The following is a 19,067-nucleotide window of genomic DNA, read 5'->3' on the forward strand; positions in this document are numbered from 1 at the left end:
TCGAAGCGTGTAATCTTAAGAGGTTATACGCACATCAAAACACACTATTGAATAGCGTACTCACTTTGCTGCACAACCTTTAGCCACTCGTTAGCAATAAGCTCGTGTCCCGCAGCGGTCGGGTGAATTCCGTCCCACATCCAATACTCAGGGGTGACTCTCTCTGCTGCTTGATCAAATATCCCTTGCAGAGGAACAAATAAGGTATGGTATGTATGTGAGAGTTCTCTGACAATAGAGCGATATTCATCCGTCTTTTTACGCAGCTCTGTCCAATCTTTTGATGTTAACTCTGTCTGTAAGATAAAAGGCTCACATAGTACTAAACCTGTCTCAGGAAGAACCTCTCTTGTTTCGCTCAGCAGCTGGTGATAGATTCGTTCGAAACGGTCTGTAGCTCCGCGTGGATCACCAGAAATAAGACTCGTTGCATCATTAACACCAATAAGAATACTAATCAGGTCAGGACGTAAACTAATCGTATCTTCGTTCCAACGTGCATACAGATCGGAGACTCGATTTCCACTAATTCCTCTATTGATAAAATGAGGCTGGCTATCTGCAAACTCCGCTCCTAACTGGCTGGCAAGAAGGTATACATAACCATGTCCAAGAATATGATTAAGGTCCATATCTCGTCCCCAATTCCCATCCGTAATGGAGTCCCCTTGAAATAAGATCGTTTTACTTTTTCTCTCCATAAGTCTCCTTCTCTCCATTCATCAGGTATAATTTGAATAATTATCTTTATATTGTACAGAATTCCAGTTGTGCTTGACTAGGATAGATTTTCTCAAATGCAAAAAACTCATCGTCTCCCTTAGAGGCAATGAGTTTTTAAACGCTGAGGATGATTATTCTATGACAATCCCTCTTCTTGTATTTTCAAAAAGCCGGACAACTGTTCATTCATATATTCAGGGGTATGTGAGAAGCCCTCTTCACACCACTGGATAAGAAGTCCCATAATCGCATTCGCTTGGTATGCTACTAGTAAAGAGATATCTCGATCTTCGAGTATATGTTTTGAAATACTGTCTTGTATTAAACTCTTTACTTTTTTCAGTAGTGAATAGTAATACGTCAACGATGAATGTTTATCAAACACAATCTCATAAAAAGATTGATACTTTTTCACATGATGAAAGATACGAATGGTACTAGGATCAAGATTACTAGAAATGAGATTCGATACATGACGATACGGCTCATAATAGGAATCCTCTAAATCCTTCAACAAATAATGAAGATGCTCATCAAATAATGCACTCACATCCTTATAATGCAAATAGAAGGTACCTCTATTTATACCTGCTTCCCGGCAGAGCATAGAGACCGTGATCGATTCGAGGGTACTTATTTTTAATCGTGTCAATAACGCTACGTGCAGCGCTTTTTTCGTTTTAATAACTCTTACATCACTTTCATTCATACCCTATACCCACCTCATGTTAATTACGCGCTGTGATTCTACTTATTGAACATATTTATCATGAACTGTTCAATAATTTATTATGAAATGTATTATATATGGTTCAGGGCGATAAGGTAACCGTAAATGTTTTATCAAAAGGAGTTACTAAGTTAACGGAAACGATCTTACATTCTTTTTGAAGAATTGTATTTGAAACATTGTGCGCTCTATGCCCTAATTCGCCTCCAGTAAGTTCGACCCAACCTGTACCACTGGTGTACTTAAGCTTATCTCCCTTCCAGCAATAACATCCCTCGCTTAATTCCAAAAGGTCTCCAGAAACAAAATCCCCTTCATCACCAAATAGGAATGAAATTTGAGTCATTACTTCTTTTGGCTCGCTAGATTTTATACGTATTGTCCAACAATTATCCGAGTGAGTTACATCCGTCTCCATAGTAAATAACTGCTCATGTGTTACGGGTCGGCTCTGATGGGGAAGCAGGTACCATGGGCTTAGGAATGAACGGGATGTTTCAGGCAGCAGTGTCTCAGCTAAAGGACCATAAAAACCCTTCTTTTGTTCTCCTGTTAATCGATATCCATCAGGTAACTTTTTCATTTCCTGTAAATGTACATACCCCGGATAAAAGTAAGAGGCAATCTGTACCCCTAAAAGCCGTACTGGACCATGACGTAGGGAGAAGAAAGAGGGTGTTTCTGTCATCAGCGTCACACTCGTTAGTCCATCTCTGATACGGGCAATGGGTGCGCCGAAGTCTGTATGCAGACGACTATGGAAAATTCGGCCGTAATGACCGGAAGTCTCCATTTTCAACAAATAGTCACCTCGTAAGAACTCTCCGTTTATGATTTTTTCATAATGACTTGGCGGCGGATCTATTATAGTAAAAGGTTGCTGGATTTCCGGATTCAATAACATCCATAACAATACATTCGCGGAACAAACCCCTGGATCAGTTAGAGTCGTTGCTGACATACTTGCCATACCGGCAAATTGTGCATCCTGATCCAACTTTGCCATAATGGTATAAGGTAAATAGTACGGTGAGAGGTTATATACACGACCGACATCCTGCCGTCCAGAATAATCAGTGACAATCTCGCCTTCTGGGTGCACAAGATACATCATCATTCGTAAATTTAATCTGACTGGTAACAGCAGCTGCGGCCGATTCAAAAGCAGTGCAGTATGAATTAACATAATGTTACTAACTGGACTATAGATTCCGTTACTTCTTTCTGTCCATTCTCCGTCTGGCGTAATATCCATACCTTCAGCCAGCCACTGATCTATTCTTTCCACTGCTTCTTCTATTCCGAATAATTTATGTATAAAAGCAAGTGCGGCACACATCACCCAACGATGGTTTGGGGTATGGCAACCTCCTGTCAGCAGGGTAGGAACCGTACCTTCCAGAAATTTACGCATGTTAGATAGAACTGACGCTAATGGCTTCCAATCCTGTTGTTCCAATAATAAATACAACTGTGTATACCCTACCACAACAAATGCAGTATCCGGAGGTGAATGAAAGTTCGTCCAGCCGGGAGAAATCGAACCGTCGCTATGCTGAAAACGAAGTACAAATTCTGTTGCTAGAAGCAGTTGCTCCAGCAGTTTTTCATCTCGATAATAAATGGAATCTGGATTTACCAGCGCAGTTCCCCAGTAACACATTTCTGTGGGAGTACCCGTTGTATGGTTTACCCATGCTAAACCCGTAGAAGGATCTATCGTTCCTCCATAGTAGCGGCTCATAGGGTCCAAATCCTGGCGTAATCTTCCTTGCTCAACAGCCCGTTCGTTATACTCTACCAGTTGTTTATACATGAGATACCCTCCACAGACAAGGATTTAACTGTTGTTATAAAAACCATGCAATTATCATTGAAAGCATATCTATTTATTTTAAATTACTTTTTTTGAGATACTCTAATTCCCTATGAATGAGAAAAGGAATTTCATTACACAGTTCTACCCATGACAAGAATAGATCAACTCGTTCTGCATACTCCCATTCCGTATATAGATGGGCTGGCTCAAAACGATGTGTTTGTAAATAGTTGCGAATTCGGTCGTTGGCACTTTGATCAGTACTTATCCTTCCATCTAAGAAGTCCCCATAGATTAGTCCATCAGCCCCAGCCTCCTCCTGTGTACAGGAAACATAAGTGGGAAGCAACTGAAAAAGGTCAGGTATGGGGGAAAACGCATGTTTACCTGGTTGAATGTAAAGACCAACGCGTGACCCGCACAGGTTTGATCGATCCCTAAGTAGTGACTTCAAATACTTACCGTGAAAGCTCGCCTCGGCATCTGCAATGTTCCCATCTTTGTCAATAAAGATCCATACATGTTCCAAATCATACATGTGCTGGATATCATAATCATAATAGATAGCATACTCAATAACAGTATCTGCGACTAAATCACGTTTAAAAGAAGGGGAACGTCCCGCTCCATGCAACACGGTCACGCCAATGCGAACAGGGAAGAAAGGTTCATTTTGATCAAAATATAGCCGCGGAGCATAACACTGCGCTAGTTTGAGATCATTCATACTCAACATTTGATCTGTCCACTGCTTTTTAGCTTAGAAGTAAGAATCCCATGACTTTCATGTATTTCTTCAGGAAGACAAACTGCTTTTAGCTCATATACTTTGACCTGTGCACGTTCGATCATCGGCAGATAAGCATCATAGAAATTCATATCCTGACTATGCACATACGGACACCAGTGATCACTAAGACCCAGTGTCTCATGGATGTGCACCCCTACGATATCATCCATAAGACCTTCCATTTCGACTACACTATCATATAGACCAAGCCGATCCATCATAATTGCGTGTCCCGTATCGTACCATATACCAACAGGAGCTCCCTTAAGCTCCTCAATAATCGTTTTTGCTTCCGATATGGTAGGAATTTGCTGCGGCCTGGATCTAGTCTCGATTCCAAAACGTACATCAATTCCTTTGGACTCCGTTTGGTTACATACCTCATAAAGACTCTCAATGATCTTGTGGATATACTTATGACTGTGCTTCTGGCGCTGTTCAGAGAACTGTTCCCACTTATGACGATAGACATCAGAATCTTTCCCTTCGGTGTTATAAATCTGCACCAGTTCTTTACTAATGTCGAGAGGAATTGGAATCTCCCCTGGATGCACAACAACGGCCTTACCACCGTAGCGGTGGGTATATTCGGCTGAGCCAACAAGTAAATCAATTGCCCGCTGCCGCTTATCTTGATCCTCGAAGCCTAGCAGTACAGAATCGGTACCATAATCAGGATCAGCAATATGAGGAAAGGTATTATGAACACTAGACACAGCAATCTCCTGCCGTTCAATCATCGGCTCAATCGTAGTCAACATTTCACGAGTCACGTTATAATTCAGCTCTACTTGATGAAAACCGAGTTCTGCAATTTCCTGGAGCATATCTCTTCCATTCTCATGACGTTTTATATTCCAACAAGTTGAAAATGAAAACTCTCCTTTGTCATTCAATCTCATTTCCTCCTTTCATCACATGAATTCTAGCCCATCTGCACCTCATAACCTCATGATAAGAATGTAGCTTTATTATCCTTTTACAGCACCTAGCATTACACCGCTTACAAAATACTTTTGTAACCATGGATAAACGCAGAGAATCGGAACCGTAGCGAAAATAACAGTGGCTGCCTTCAAACTTTCAGGAGTAAGAGGAGTACGGTTAGCTCCCTCAAGCTGTGTTAATTCACTAACCATATTGTTCTGAACCATCTGGAACAGTTTTAACTGAAGCGGGTATAAGTCAGGGTTTGAAATATACATAAGAGAATCTTGAAATCCATTCCAACGCCCAACAGCATAGAACAAACCAAGTGTAGCCATGACTGGCATAGACAGTGGCAATACTATTTTTAATAGAGTATAGAAATGAGAACTTCCATCGATTTCTGCAGATTCTTCTAAACTTGGAGGGATGTTTCTGAAGAATGTAATCAGAATGATAAGATTAAACGGACTGACCAAGCCGGGTAAAATAAGTGACCAGATGGTGTTCAACATATTCAGATCACGAATTAGGAGATATTCAGGGATGATCCCCCCGCTAAAGAACATCGTAATGATAATCACATACATAAACAGCTTGCGCCCCTTCAAGTTCCTCTTTGTTAGCGGATAACCAGCGGCAATCGTGAATAGCATACATAAAACGGTAGTAACCACGGTTAAAAAAACGGTAAACCCAAGGGACTTAATTAGAGCTTGATTCGAAAATACTTGAATATAAGCGTCCCAGTTGATTTCTATTGGGAAGATTGTGACTTCTCCGGATGTGATTGCACGGTTAGAGCTGAGTGAAACCGCGATTGTATGCAAAAACGGCGCCAAGCAGAAAAGGACAAATAAGCTAACAAATGTAATATTGACAATATCGAATATCTTATCTGATCTGCGTTCACTCATTTTAAGTCTCCTTTTCTTCATATTATAGAATCCCGTCGCCGGTAACTTTTTTTGAGATATAATTAGATCCGAGTACAAATATTAGACCTACCACTGCTTGGAACAGTCCCACTACAGTAGCAAGCGTGTATTGACCAGATTCTAGACCAATACGGTATACGAAGGTACTCAGTACATCCGAATATTCCCTTACAGCTGTATTTCCGATAATGTAAGGTCGATCAAATCCGATGCTGACCATTTTCCCAAGATTAAGAATAAGCAAAGTAACAATCGTCGGTTTAATACATGGCAATGTAATGTGCCAGATTCTCTTGAGTCTTGTCGCTCCATCCACTTCGGCAGCCTCATACAACTCTTTGTTTACTCCAGTCAGCGCAGCAAGATACAGAATCGTTCCCCATCCGGCACTTTGCCACACACCTGTAAATAGATAAGTGATCAGCCAGGAATTTTTTTCCGTCAGGAATGGAATAGGTTCATACCCCATACTTTCGATTACTCCATTGACCATACCAGACTGGCTGCCAAACAGCTGATACACGATTCCACCGATAATGACCCAGGAAATAAAATGAGGAATGTACAAAATCGTCTGTGATATTTTTTTGAACCATGTGGAGCGGATCTCATAAAGCATAATGGCTAGTATAATAGGAGCTGGAAACGAAACGAGTAGATCAAGAAAATTAAGCATGAACGTATTTCTTAGCGTAGTATAAAAATCTCGCATCGCGAAAACTTCACGAAAAGCGTCAAAGCCGATCCATTCACTGCCGCTAATGCCCTGAAATAAATTAAAGTCTTTGAATGCGATCTGAACACCATACATTGGACCGTAACGGAAGATCACAAAGTAAAGAATGGGCAGCGAAATAAGCGCATACAACTGCCAGTATCGTTTAAAGTAGGCCGTTTTGGTCACTTGATCTCCCCCTATCTAAAAAACCGGAACGAGAGCAATAACCTTCTCGCGCTCCGGTTTTCTTTGATTAATTTTACTGTGCTGATAATTCCTGAACCGCTTCTTCTAACTCTTTTTTTAACTCCGCACCACCAAGAGACATATAATCATTTATCTCTTGTTCGTATACTTTTTCAAATTCATCGGGCTTAGCCATCGCCGTCTTTACAATAATGACATTTAGCTTATCTTTAAGTGCTGTTCCATATTTCGACTCCGCATCAATTGGCTTTCCAAATATGAGGGGTCCTACTGTGTCGGTATTTGCAATATCGATGGATTGCCGTAGTAAATCCTGATTTTGCTTAGGGAATCCCATAATCCATGCTTTTTCATTCATAGCCTGATCACCGATATTTTTTCCATTCGAGATGATGGCCGTATCACCTGCATTAAAGAGACGATCGGTGAACTCTTGAGAAACGTTAGACTTGACCACAGGAATTCCATCAACCAGGTCATAATTTTCTCCTTCGACACCACTGTAAATATCTATTAAATTGTTATCAGAAGCCATCCAGTCTAAATACTTAATTGCTTCTGCCGCTCGCTTACTGCTCTTCGGAATCATGATGTACATCCCATTTGTTCCATAGCGAGACTTCATATGCTTATTGTCTACATTCGCGTTAGTATACACATCAACAGGAAGCACTTCTCTGCCTTCTACATTTTTGTATAGATTGTCTAAAGTTCCGTCTGCGTAAAATAAAACATCCACATCTTCTGACCAATAGCCGATGTTTCCGTTCTGAATATCCTTACCTAATTGCGTTTTATCTTCATCCAAACTGAAGTCCTTGCTGATCAGACCTTCGTTATATAACTTGTTTAAAAACTTCATCGCATCTTTGAAGCCCTCATGGAGCGGCAACTCATAGCGCTGTCCATAGGTCAGGTCTCCGCTCACGGGTTTAATAAAGGAATAAATCAGAGTTTCAAACTGTGCGGGGGCAAGTGCCATTCCCATCGGAATATTTTTACTTCCAAGACCCCCCGGATCTTTTTCTTTAAACGCTTTCAAAGTTGTATATAATTCATCCGTTGTAGTCGGCACAGGGAGTCCTAATTTGTCCAACCAGTCCTTACGAATGTATGAGCTATAACGACCTGTAATCGCTCGTTTTCCTGGTATAGCAAACTGCTGGCCATCAAGTTGACCAAACTTCAATGTATCTTCTCCTAGAAACTTTTTAAGGTTAGGTCCGTGTTCATCAAGGAGTTCTCCAACATCGGTTAAGCCACCCTGCTGAGCATAGCGATAAAACACGCTGGAGTCGTACACAAAAACAATATCAGGAACGTCGTTATTACTTGCCATTAGTACATTCAACTTTGTAATCTCCTCAGATCGCTGAATCGGAAAAAACTCGACATCTATATTATTGGGATCGCCGAATTTCTCCTGAACTAATTTTGTTAAAAAGTTGTTTGTAATTGTATAGGGTGCTGGGCTGCTGCCGCGATCAAATACTTCCACCTTTAACTTGACTCGTTTTCCATCCCCTGCACTTTCTTCACTCGCTCCAGAGGTACATCCGGCTAGCAGAGAAATGACTAGTATTGCTGTCAAGGTCAATCCCATCACTTTTTTAAATATTCTTCGATGTGATTTAATAGTCATTGTCCCATCTCCTTTTTCTTTCATGTATTCAAAGTATTTCATAGCCCTTAGCATTCTGACAATAAACTTGTTTCGTTTAGAAGATCCAGCCCAAATAAGACATACAGTTTATCCCTCAGACCATTTTCGTAAGGGCAGTGTTCACTTCATAAACTGAATTCGTATGACTGTTAATCTAATACGGAGATATAAAAAAAGCATTACTGCTTAAGATTCTCCAGTATGAGAATCATGCACTAATGCGTTCCTAAATCATAGACCAGATCCCCCATCACTGTTCCGAAAGAGATCTCTGCCGGTTTATTTTGCGGAAATCACCCGGTGTAATGCCAACAACCCGCTTAAACACGCGTCCGTATGTAATAGAGTTAGCATAGCCTACTTTTATTGCAATATCCTGAAGCGAATTGTCTGTCTCAAGCAGTAATTTTTCAGACTCCTTCATTCTTAAATCCGCCAGAAAATCAACAAATTTCATATCAAATTCGCTCTTAAATAAGTAACTAGCGTATTTTCCTGACATATGAAACCGATCACTCAAATACTTCAGTGATAAGTCCGGATTAGAAAAATTCTCTTCAATATAATTTTTCATTTCATTAACCATAGCCCGATAACTCTTCGTTTCATTAACAGAAATATACGTGCGAAATAAATCTGTTAGATAGTCAAACAGCAGTGTTTTGATGGAATCCAGCGTTTCTGCATCTTCCAACTGCTTTAGCCGATTTTCAATACTTTCCGCAGACAACTCTTCCTCCAACTGTTCGGACATCATGGCTACTTCCCTGCTTAACATTTGGAGCATCGCCTTAATTAATGATCTAATATGATCGTCTGGTAAAAATTGCCTTTCAAACATTGAAAATATGCCCTCAAGCTGATTCCTCCAATTGCCGCTCGACATTCGAAACTGTTTCACAAATTCAGCAATCATTTGCAAATAAGTATACGTGTCAATCAGTTGCTGAGAAGAACCTACGTCTCCGCCTAACGCAATCTTATCGTTACTTAGCAGTTTGTACTGCATAGCGGAATCAGCCGCTTCATAAGACGATTGGATTGAGGCTACGCCTTCGGCTACAGGACCCATACCAAAACGAAGTGAAATGCGCAGATTTTGCTCTACCCAACACTGACAGTCTTCTGCTACCTGTCGAAGCTTTTCTGTCATTTCTTCATTACTGTCAGATACAAGGAAGATAATAGCAAACCGATGGGAACCGACCCATTCGGTCCACCCTTGTAACTTCGTGCCTCGTGCTTGTTCCTGAAAGACGTTCATAAGAGCAAATTTAAGAGTATTCTGCTCGCCTCTTGTGTATCGTTCCTCAAATACCTTCTCATAATGGTTTATCTCGCTGACAACGACAGCAAAACGCGAAGAAGGTTCAACGTTACTAAATGGAGACAGCTGATCTAACCGTAAAAGCGCATTGTCTAGCTTTTCTCCTTGCAGCAAATCAGTGAACAGCTTACTCCGCTGCAACAGAAGATTTTCGTTCTTCTTCTTATCGTAGTCTGACATATTGTTAATCAGATTCTCTAATACTCCATCAATGAACTTCATTTCGTCCGTATTAGATTCAGAAAGGTCGATAGACCGGATTTGGTGGGCTTCAATTCGGTTCATGATAACTTGAATCGGTTTGTAATTGCGGCGCGTAATGTAGACAAAATAAATAATCGCACATAGCACAGTGCCTACAGCAATGGCTATCCACAAGTAGGAAATAACAGAAACCCATCCAAACAGTTTTCCTGCCTTAATCCCACTGGAAAAGTGCCAGCCGAGCCTTTCCAGCTCAAGGGAATTTAATACTTTCCCTTCTGCATTCTCTCTCTCGGCGTGGGACTGGTAAACAATATTTTCATGACGGTCGCGAATGGTCAGGAAAGAAAGCTGTCCATTCACCATGCTGTCGACGATCTGCTCAATACCACTCATCTTAACATTGATTACAAGGACACCTTCGGCACCAAAAGGCAAAGGCATTCCTTTATTTATGGTCATAACACGAACTGGAGTACGCTGTATGGACCCTGCGTCATATTCTCTTACTTGCTGCCATCCTGAAAGCTTTTCACCTTTCTTTATTTTATCAATCCAGTCTCCATCAGAAAATCCGGCGATTTCTTTTACTCCTGCAGAAGTTAAAACGCTTTCATTTTTCATGTCGTACAAATATACGGACTGAATCAGAGAGGAACTATCGGTTATATTCCGAAGACTTTGAGCAATTGTATACATAAGTTGCGTATCCGAAGGACCATGATTATTAAAATAGCTCTTATATGCCGAAGTACTTTCCACTGTTTCCAGTACAGATAATTCCGTTTCCATTATAGCCCTGTCTATACTGTCGGCTAAATAGTTAGTAGCTATTCGGTCCGCTTTTTTAGTTTCCATTTGGGAAATGTCATTAACAAAAATGAAGGAGATAAAGATCAGAATTGTCACCGTTAAAAGAAAAATAGGAAAGTAAGAAAGAAGTAAGCGATGGTACCATGTACGAGACAATAGCAACAGCTCCTCACCCTTGCAAAATTTTTCGCTATAAGATAGCCAAGGATAAAAATCTGATGTTCTTATATTTTCCTCAATTCAATCCAGCATTTTCTTTCGTCAATTTAGTAATTATATCATAATTATTACTTATAATCCCATTATTTCAATGGTTTCAGATCCCTTATTGTATATTGCAAAATACCCCAGACTGCATTTAGCATCTGAGGCCTAAAAAATACATTCAATTAGACCTCCGATATTACTTACCTTCTCAGAATCAGAGGTCACTCCTTTATGACATAACCATTTCGCTTTTAATCTTGGGGACGTGAAGAAAAAAGGTGCTCGTGATCTGGATCATTATGAAATACCCAGGTTCGTATTGGCCCAGCCATTACATTTAGATAGTAGGAATGATAGCCTGGTGGTACAGATACCGGATGATATCCTTCTGGGACAAGCACTACACTACTGTCGGTAACTGCTAGTGTTTCGTCAAGAGATTGGATGAATACGGTGATAGTAAGTATCTTCTAAATAAGATTCATGCGGTAAATTGTCTTGATCATGCTTATGAGGGGGATAGCTAGACCAATTTCCTCCATCCGTATACACTTCAACGACCTGCAAAATCTCGGTTTCTTTCTGCTCTGGCAAAATGTTTATTACCTTGCGCGACATACTACCAGATCCGCGATCTTCTACCACTTCTTCAGATGGATGGATCAGTCTAGAGGAATATTCTCCCTTGGCAGGAGCTAAACATACCGCTAGTTCAACTTCCGTTAGAGCTTCTACCTCATAAGCCTTTCCCGCGGATACATATACTGCATAGGGCGGAATTCCTTCAAACATGGACATCCGCATACCGATCCCCTCGAACTTTTCTTCTCCTGCCAGCACGTCTGCTTTCCCGGAAAGTAGAACGAGACATGCTTCATTCTCTGTAGTGAAACGGGATAGTTTACTGCCGGCCTTTAGCCGGTAAACTTCAAATCCGACATACTTCCATCCAGCACTTTCCGGAGTAACGGATAAGATGCGCCCCTGTTGTAACCAACCTGAAGCTTTACACCTGCTTCCTTTACGATTTGAAGCGCCTCAGCCGTTTCCGCATTTGACAGGCTTATTGGCTTTTCACAAAATATATGTTTTCCAGCCATCGCTGCCCGCTTGATCCAGTCTGCATGCGAATCCGTTGGTGTACATATAAAAACAACCGCAATTTTCGCATCATTTAATATTGCTTCGGCATCTCTGAGTATAGAATCTAGCTCCCTTTCTTCCGTCCATTCCATTAATTCATTAGTAATCACCATGTCTGCAATACCTCTTAGAGAAAACCCAGGTAATCTGCGAAGATTTTCTGCATGCAGTCTACCGATCCGTCCGGCACCTATAACGCCGACTCCGATTCTATTTATCATCGATTACATGATCCTCCTCTATAGATAAATATGGAATACGGTAACCTGCGTTAACAGAAATATAGAGCTTCTCCGAGCAATACAATGGCTAGCGCCTGACCATATGCCATTGGTGCTATTATGATTTCTTGATAATCTTTCTTTACAGCACCTATTGGCGTTCCGCCCGAAACACCCTGAACTATTCCAACTTCATCAATCCTTTCAATGACGCTGCGAACTGTTTTTAGAGCCGACTCTGCATAGAAGTCAGGAAGCAGACCTTGACGAACGCCGAGTAACATCCCCGCTGCAATGGCTGCCGAACCTGATGTTTCCGTATAGCTTTTCGGATCATCTAGAATTGTGTGCCACAATCCGCTCTCATGCTGTAATGAGAGCAGCGCCTCGACTTGTGAACAGTAAGTCTGCTGCAAATAATGATAGATACCTTCGTCTAAGTAAGGTTGCATAAGACTTAAATATTCCGGGAGTCCCAGCGTAAACCAGCTATTTCCGCGGCACCAGAAAGCTTCACTAAAATTGTGTCTGCCTGTAAAGTGCCACCCATGGTAAAATAGACCTGTTTTTTTATCATATAAATACTTAATGTGCAGTAGCAGCTGATGAAGTGACGTCTGACGCCAATGTGAATTGTCATATTTGACGCCCATTTTGGCCGTAAACAAGATTGCCATAAACATAGTGTCTGCCCAAATTTCGTTATCGTGGAGTTCAACCTCTTGAGATGACGCCCCAGTCGTTACATGTTGATACCCATCTTCTTCCGTGCGCGGTAATCCATTCATCAACCAATCGATCCATTCAAGACTGAGCTCTTCCGCTATATCGAGATCCATAAGAGATAGCAGCGGTATGGTTGTATTAATATTTCGACTAGGCAGGCCCTTGGTCAGCTGTTTGTTCATCCAAGGTTTGGCATAATTAGCGAAGCGATCATCTTGGAAGAAATCACCGATTTTCTTTAATCCATATAAACCCACACCCTGAGGCCAATCCCATTCCTCCATTCCAAAATCTCGGGGAAAATACCCTCGCCGGCTTGCGGATTCTCCAAGTTGCTGCAGCGCGTTTTCGTTGGAAGGACGATCTAGATTTACTAATCTTTCTGTAATCTGATTTAGCTTCATGATCAGTTCATTTTTTTCCATCCCATGCTTCTCCTTATCGTTCCCGTGCTTGATCCGGGAGGCTGAAGTAACAAACATTTTAAAACCTCTTCTTTCCCTTTCTTTCAGCTGTCCTTTTCTAGATACAGATTATTTCTAAAGTCCACTGGTATTCTTGATGTAACGCCGGGCTTTAAAAGCGGGTCTGTAAGTGCTGGATCCTGCTCAGCCTCAACGATAAGCCATCCCTTATAACCGGATGAAGCTAATGTGGTAAACACAGGCCCAGAATCGATGGAACCATCTCCTGGAACGGTAAATGCACCCGCTTTTACAGCTTGAAGAAAGCTGAGTCCTTCTTCTTTCACCCGATTCAACGTTTCGTTACGGATATCCTTTAAATGGACATGATGAATACGGTGTCATCCACAGTTACGCTGTTGACTTGAATCGAAGGAATATCAGCAGAGAAAAGCACCGTCGGCACCCTGTCTGTAAGCAGACTCTGAATTAACTCTACTTTTCCTATATGGGAAGCGATAATTAACCTATCAATCCGTTTACGCTGTAAAAGTGATATGTAACGACTAGCTATGGCGTCATCACGATCCGTGCTGCAGATCATAAGATCATGGTCTGTACTCTGAGCATGATCCTCAAAATGTCGAGCCGCCTCCGCAAAAAAAGGATTCGCTATATCGGGAACCATCAGCCCGATGGTTCCCGTTTTTTGGCTGGTCAGAGCGGAAGCTACCCTACTTGGCTGGCAATTCAGCCTATCCATAATAGCGGCGACCTTTTTCCTCGTTTTATCGCTGATTCGGCCATTGTTATTTAATACTTTTTTTGGCAGTATGGCTCGTTTTTGTTATTATAAAAAATTAATTTACTTATAGAAAAATATTTCTTTAACTAGAATAAAGGCTGCAAGCATTTATGCCCGCAGCCCTTTACGTATTTAGAATTCTTTTTAGCTGATTAGAAACCTGCTGTCCAGCCACCATCCGCAGTAATGACCGCACCATTTACGAAGCTCGACTCATCCGATGCAAGAAATAGAGCGACCCCAGCGATTTCTTCTGCTTGTCCAATGCGAGGAATCGCGCCTTGTGTAACTTTTGTTCTCGAAGCTCCAAACTCGTTCACGTTCTTCATAGTTGAAGAAATATTAGTCATTGTAGCACCCGGTCAATCGCATTACAGCGAATACCTTTCTGTGCATACATAAAACCCGTATTTTTCGTAATCCCAATAACGGCATGCTTGGACGCTGTATAAGCTGCACCCGCATGAGCTCCGCTAAAGCCGCCTGTTGAAGCTGTATTTATAATTATTCCTTTTCCTTTATCCAAAAAGATCGGAAGTGCTTTACGGATTTCGCGCATCACGCTTTTCGTATTAACATCAAAAATTAAATCCCAGCTCTCATCGGTAACATCACCGACTGGACCCATATTATCCATAATACCTGCGTTGTTCACTAAAATATCAAGTGTTCCAAATTCGTTAACTGCCGTATCGATCATTTCATTAATATCGTTCTGGTCGGCAACATTGGTTTTTACAGCAATTGCCTTTCCGCCATTGGCTTGAATACCTGCTGCAACCACTTCGGCACCTTCGATGTTCAGGTCTGACACAACAACGCTTGCTCCCTCTTTCGCATATAACTCTGCAATTGCTTTTCCCATACCTGATGCTGCTCCGGTGACGACCGCAACTTTACCTTTCAAACGCATGACAATCCCTCCAACCATTTATTGAACACTTGTTCATTTAAATTATAGAAGGTATTGAATGTTTGTCAACAAAGAAGATGCTAATTGCCTAAACGATCTATTGACTTCCCTAATAAGAACTTCCGCTTTGCCAGTTGGAATAATTTCGTTTTTGAAAGGAGCGGTGCAGCAATTATCACCCATTTTTTCGTCCATTTTGGAGCTTTAATAATCGCCTTTGTGATCAGCCCTTGCATTCGGTGGACCATCATTACTTCTTTCGTTCGTAAAGCAGTTAAAGACTCTACTTCTCTAAATTCGAGATCCTCATCTTGTATAGACGAATGAATTAAATCCGCTAATACGGCTGCTGTCTCTGCTGCCAAAGAAATGCCAATGGCGCCCACTGGAGAAGAGCAATGAGCAGCATCCCCAATTAATACACATCCTTTTTTATACCATTGTTCAACAAAGAATACATCGGCTTTTAACGTCACAAAAGACTGGACATCAGTCATCTTTCGCAGCGGTTCTTGTAAATCAGGAAATACGCTAATTAGCTCTTCTAAGAGAACATCGATCCCCCTCTGCTTCGTTCCTTCCCATTCCCCTTTTCTCACTGTAAATCCGATTTGTAGTTCGTCCTTCGACTTTGGTACAACAATGAAATTACGTAAAGTAGTTACTCTAAAAAAAATATCTTTATGCCGCTCTTCCTCGATGGGTACGATGAACCAAATCATATCAAAATCGTGCGTCTTATATTTGTAAGTAAACTCGCCCTGTTTTCGAATGGTTGAAAAACGTCCGTCTGCACCTACCGTCAAATCAGCACTCATTCGAAATTCTTGTTTCTCTATAAGGGCAACCACCCCTTTTATCTTGTCACCCTCTGTGATTAACGTCTTCACTCTGGCATTGAAAATCATGTGGAAATGTTCATTCTTTATAGCTTCATCATATAGCGCTTGGAGTAATATCGACTGCTTCATTCGTACGGAAAAAGGCACTTCTGGCGTATCCACTTCATAATTAATAGACGAAATCAGTTTATTCTCGCTCCAAATTTCTCCTGTTAACAGCTTTATATGTTCATACTGGTACAGATGGTGATCCAGCCCTAATTGTTTCATTAAGCGAATGAATCGAGGTTGCAACACTTCGCCTCTGAATTTACGTTCGAAATTGGCTTGGCTCTCCAGCACGGTCACATGGATTCCTTGCTTAGCTAACAAGAGACCTAATAGCAACCCTGAAGGTCCTCCACCAACGATACATACGGTTGTGTTCCTATGTTCACTCATCATATTTGCTCCCAACATTCCTTGTTTTCCGTGTGGCTTTATCCGTTATCTTCACTTTAACATCTTTACACATGGAATATCATATATGAAAAAAGACGAAGAACTTAGAAGTCCTTCGCCTCGATGGCAAGATTAAACGGTCGTTTTCTCTTTTTTTACTAAAGCATGACCTTTACCGGTTGCCATTTTCCCTATCGATGCAATTAACATAATGATACCTAAGATAAGCAGTATCGTGAATAGGCCATGGTAAGCGCTAAGTATTGCTGCCTTTTTGGCATTTATATCTGCTGCGGCATCGACTTGACTAAGCAGCCCTATCTGTTTTTCATATTGATTTGCATTCAATCGATAGAGGAACCACCCAAGGAACGGTGCAAAAATGGCACCGACATAGTTTCTAATCGTGTGCAGTGAAGCAGATCGGCTGGATGCTTGATGTGCATTCCCTGCAAAAAGAGTTCCTATTGCCCCGGATATAAAGGTCATACTGAGACCAAATCCTAAACAAGCCATTTCGAGATTAAGCCCAATCAGGGATGCTTCAGGCTGTATCGAGGTCCATTTTATACTCACGATAACCGTGAGGATGGAACCTACAATTCCCAGAATTCCTGCTCCCCACTTATCGAAGAATAGAGCGCATAAAATAGCGGATACGACAATGCCGATAAAGAAACAGCAATAAAAATAAGTGAAGTCGATGAACGAAACGTTTTTAATCGTTCGCATGTATCCATTAACCCCCACAAAGATAACAATTAGGGAGATATGTCCCGCTACAGCCATCATTGTACCAAACACAGCCTTGGGCTGGGCTAAAGCACGAATCGGCACAATAGGAAAATCATTCCGACGATCACTTTTGAATAGAAGCACCATAAGAATTATGGCAATAACGAGAAAAGGCCACACATACACGGAATAAAAACCTTTTTCTTGTAAAGTGAGTATGGGAAAAGCTAAGGCTACCGTCAGAAGACCTAAGAAGAAAAGTCCGTTTTTATTGATCACTATTTTTTCTTTTTGTTCTGCTTCTTGTTTAGGTAATGTAACAAAACCAACACAGAGACAGAGTATAGAGCAAAATATATTAATAATGTACAGCCAGCGCCAAGCATCCGTGCTTAAGGATATCGTACCAAATATCGCTCCAATGGCTGATGCACCAAAAAGTCCCACAACGACTGAGAACAAAAAGAACTGACGTAAATGGTTAGGAAATGAAAGGAATTTAGCAGACAGGATCGTTAGAAACAACATCCCTGCACTAAGCCCTTGTATACTTCTCCCGATGATCAAAGTGGTTACATTATAGGAAAATGCATCGATAATCGTCCCACACAAAAAAACAAACACAAGGCTAAGATAGAAGTTTCTCAGACCGAATTTTTTAGAGAAAACACGTCCGAGTGGTATTCCGAGTGCAAAAGCAAGACTGGATAAACTTGAAGGAATAAGCATCTCATTCGAACTCAGATGAAGCCCGTTCTGAATAACACTTTGTCCAACAGTATAGGAAAGATTAAGAAAATATTGCGGTCCAATCGAAAAAATAGTAAGAATCGACATAATTATGTATTTAGGAATACTTAATTTCTTTGGATTGGTTGTCAATGTATGATTGGTTTGACTCATGTATGTCCTCCTCTAGTTGTCTAACGAGCCCTAACCTAATAGGAAAAGAAAAGATTAGCTCAATGAATAAAATGGAACCCTCCTACATCGAAATAACTCACTTTATGTACTTGTAACATACAAGTTGTATATTACAAGTTAAGCGAGTAAGTATATATTATACAACTTCGCATCCATAAATCAATCACTAAAATTATCCAATAACAAGATTTGATTTGTATGTAGATTATTTATTCCATCTTTTGAAATCTTGATTTAAGCGCAGCAAATTAGCTTCTAAAGTTTTCAATTCATCATTTGTCCAATCTTGAAGTACCTTTTCATATACTGCATACCTAGCGCTCTGAACCCTATTCAGCACTTCTTTCCCCTCCTCCGTAATCTCCAATAGGCTAATTCGGCCATTATGAGGATCTGGAAAGCGCTGAATTAAATGTTTTGTTTCTAGCGTTGCAACTTGTCTGCTTGCAGTGGAAAGGCTAAGTTGTAATTTCTCAGCAAGGATGTTCATCGCTAGCGGGCTATAGTTATCCAGTTCGCTAAGCAGAAGATACTCAGAACGATCAAGAACTCCCAAACGAGGTTTATAAGCAGTTGTAAGACGTACTAGCAAAGCGATCTCGTGCTCAATAGTTTGAATTGGGTCATGTTTCATGGTTAATCCCTCATTTATAAGCGTGTAGTTGATGAAGATTAAATTCTTTCTCTCATCATTCGTTATCGTTATTGTGTCATATTCAAACTCAGGGTACAAGATTAGGTTTCATTTATTCCCCTCCAAGTTCAATTATCTCTTCATGATAACATGAGGTTTTACAAGTTGAAGCTTGAAGGGGATAATATTACTGGATTCATAGTTTACATATTA

General features: G+C 40.9%; 15 protein-coding genes and 3 pseudogenes. All 18 read right to left on the reverse strand.

Features of this window, described 5'->3' with window-relative positions; genetic code table 11:
- Positions 1–44 precede the first annotated feature (44 nt).
- Complete coding sequence (locus ACWPWY_RS08790; RefSeq protein WP_454191333.1) at positions 45–701, reverse strand: SGNH/GDSL hydrolase family protein; 657 nt, start codon at positions 699–701, stop codon at positions 45–47.
- Positions 702–859: 158 nt separating this feature from the next.
- Positions 860–1,432 (reverse strand): TetR/AcrR family transcriptional regulator C-terminal domain-containing protein, encoded by a 573-nt coding sequence (locus tag ACWPWY_RS08795; RefSeq protein WP_454191334.1) that lies wholly within the window; start codon positions 1,430–1,432, stop codon positions 860–862.
- A 103-nt stretch (positions 1,433–1,535) separates the two neighbouring features.
- A complete protein-coding gene (locus tag ACWPWY_RS08800) occupies positions 1,536–3,269 on the reverse strand; it encodes a hypothetical protein (RefSeq protein WP_454191335.1) in 1,734 nt (577 codons plus the stop codon).
- A 73-nt stretch (positions 3,270–3,342) separates the two neighbouring features.
- Positions 3,343–4,008 carry a hypothetical protein gene (locus ACWPWY_RS08805; RefSeq protein WP_454191336.1) on the reverse strand — a complete coding sequence of 222 codons (666 nt, stop codon included), beginning with the start codon at positions 4,006–4,008 and terminating at the stop codon, positions 3,343–3,345.
- Positions 4,002–4,964 (reverse strand): sugar phosphate isomerase/epimerase family protein, encoded by a 963-nt coding sequence (locus ACWPWY_RS08810; protein ID WP_454191337.1) that lies wholly within the window; start codon positions 4,962–4,964, stop codon positions 4,002–4,004. The genes ACWPWY_RS08805 and ACWPWY_RS08810 overlap by 7 nt, the downstream gene beginning before the upstream one ends.
- 69 nt (positions 4,965–5,033) lie before the next feature.
- Complete coding sequence (locus tag ACWPWY_RS08815) at positions 5,034–5,906, reverse strand: carbohydrate ABC transporter permease (protein ID WP_454191338.1); 873 nt, start codon at positions 5,904–5,906, stop codon at positions 5,034–5,036.
- A gap of 22 nt (positions 5,907–5,928) precedes the next feature.
- Positions 5,929–6,831 (reverse strand): ABC transporter permease, encoded by a 903-nt coding sequence (locus ACWPWY_RS08820; RefSeq protein WP_454191339.1) that lies wholly within the window; start codon positions 6,829–6,831, stop codon positions 5,929–5,931.
- A gap of 73 nt (positions 6,832–6,904) precedes the next feature.
- Positions 6,905–8,494 carry an extracellular solute-binding protein gene (locus ACWPWY_RS08825; RefSeq protein ID WP_454191340.1) on the reverse strand — a complete coding sequence of 530 codons (1,590 nt, stop codon included), beginning with the start codon at positions 8,492–8,494 and terminating at the stop codon, positions 6,905–6,907.
- Between the two features lie 271 nt (positions 8,495–8,765).
- The gene (locus ACWPWY_RS08830) at positions 8,766–11,015 is read right to left on the reverse strand and encodes a helix-turn-helix domain-containing protein (RefSeq protein WP_454191341.1); all 2,250 of its coding nucleotides are present in this window, start codon (positions 11,013–11,015) and stop codon (positions 8,766–8,768) included.
- A 302-nt stretch (positions 11,016–11,317) separates the two neighbouring features.
- Positions 11,318–12,044 (reverse strand): annotated as a pseudogene (gene iolB, locus ACWPWY_RS08835) (5-deoxy-glucuronate isomerase).
- Complete coding sequence (locus tag ACWPWY_RS08840; protein WP_454191342.1) at positions 11,981–12,430, reverse strand: Gfo/Idh/MocA family oxidoreductase; 450 nt, start codon at positions 12,428–12,430, stop codon at positions 11,981–11,983. The pseudogene iolB and the gene ACWPWY_RS08840 overlap by 64 nt, the downstream one beginning before the upstream one ends.
- A gap of 50 nt (positions 12,431–12,480) precedes the next feature.
- Positions 12,481–13,581 (reverse strand): glycoside hydrolase family 88/105 protein, encoded by a 1,101-nt coding sequence (locus tag ACWPWY_RS08845; protein WP_454191343.1) that lies wholly within the window; start codon positions 13,579–13,581, stop codon positions 12,481–12,483.
- 114 nt (positions 13,582–13,695) lie between these two features.
- Positions 13,696–13,958 (reverse strand): annotated as a pseudogene (locus ACWPWY_RS08850) (TIM barrel protein); the annotation flags it as partial.
- Positions 13,937–14,395, reverse strand: coding sequence for a LacI family DNA-binding transcriptional regulator (locus tag ACWPWY_RS08855; RefSeq protein ID WP_454192839.1), 459 nt, complete (start codon positions 14,393–14,395; stop codon positions 13,937–13,939). The gene ACWPWY_RS08855 and the pseudogene ACWPWY_RS08850, both read right to left, overlap by 22 nt.
- A 122-nt stretch (positions 14,396–14,517) precedes the next feature.
- Positions 14,518–15,278, reverse strand: a pseudogene (locus ACWPWY_RS08860) (SDR family oxidoreductase).
- Between the two features lie 80 nt (positions 15,279–15,358).
- A complete protein-coding gene (locus ACWPWY_RS08865; RefSeq protein ID WP_454191344.1) occupies positions 15,359–16,564 on the reverse strand; it encodes an FAD-dependent monooxygenase in 1,206 nt (401 codons plus the stop codon).
- A 129-nt stretch (positions 16,565–16,693) separates the two neighbouring features.
- Complete coding sequence (locus ACWPWY_RS08870) at positions 16,694–18,199, reverse strand: MFS transporter (RefSeq protein WP_454191345.1); 1,506 nt, start codon at positions 18,197–18,199, stop codon at positions 16,694–16,696.
- Between the two features lie 226 nt (positions 18,200–18,425).
- Positions 18,426–18,854 carry a MarR family winged helix-turn-helix transcriptional regulator gene (locus tag ACWPWY_RS08875; RefSeq protein WP_454191346.1) on the reverse strand — a complete coding sequence of 143 codons (429 nt, stop codon included), beginning with the start codon at positions 18,852–18,854 and terminating at the stop codon, positions 18,426–18,428.
- Between the last annotated feature and the right edge of the window lie 213 nt (positions 18,855–19,067).

The sequence above is a fragment of the Paenibacillus sp. Marseille-Q7038 genome, assembly GCF_965111595.1.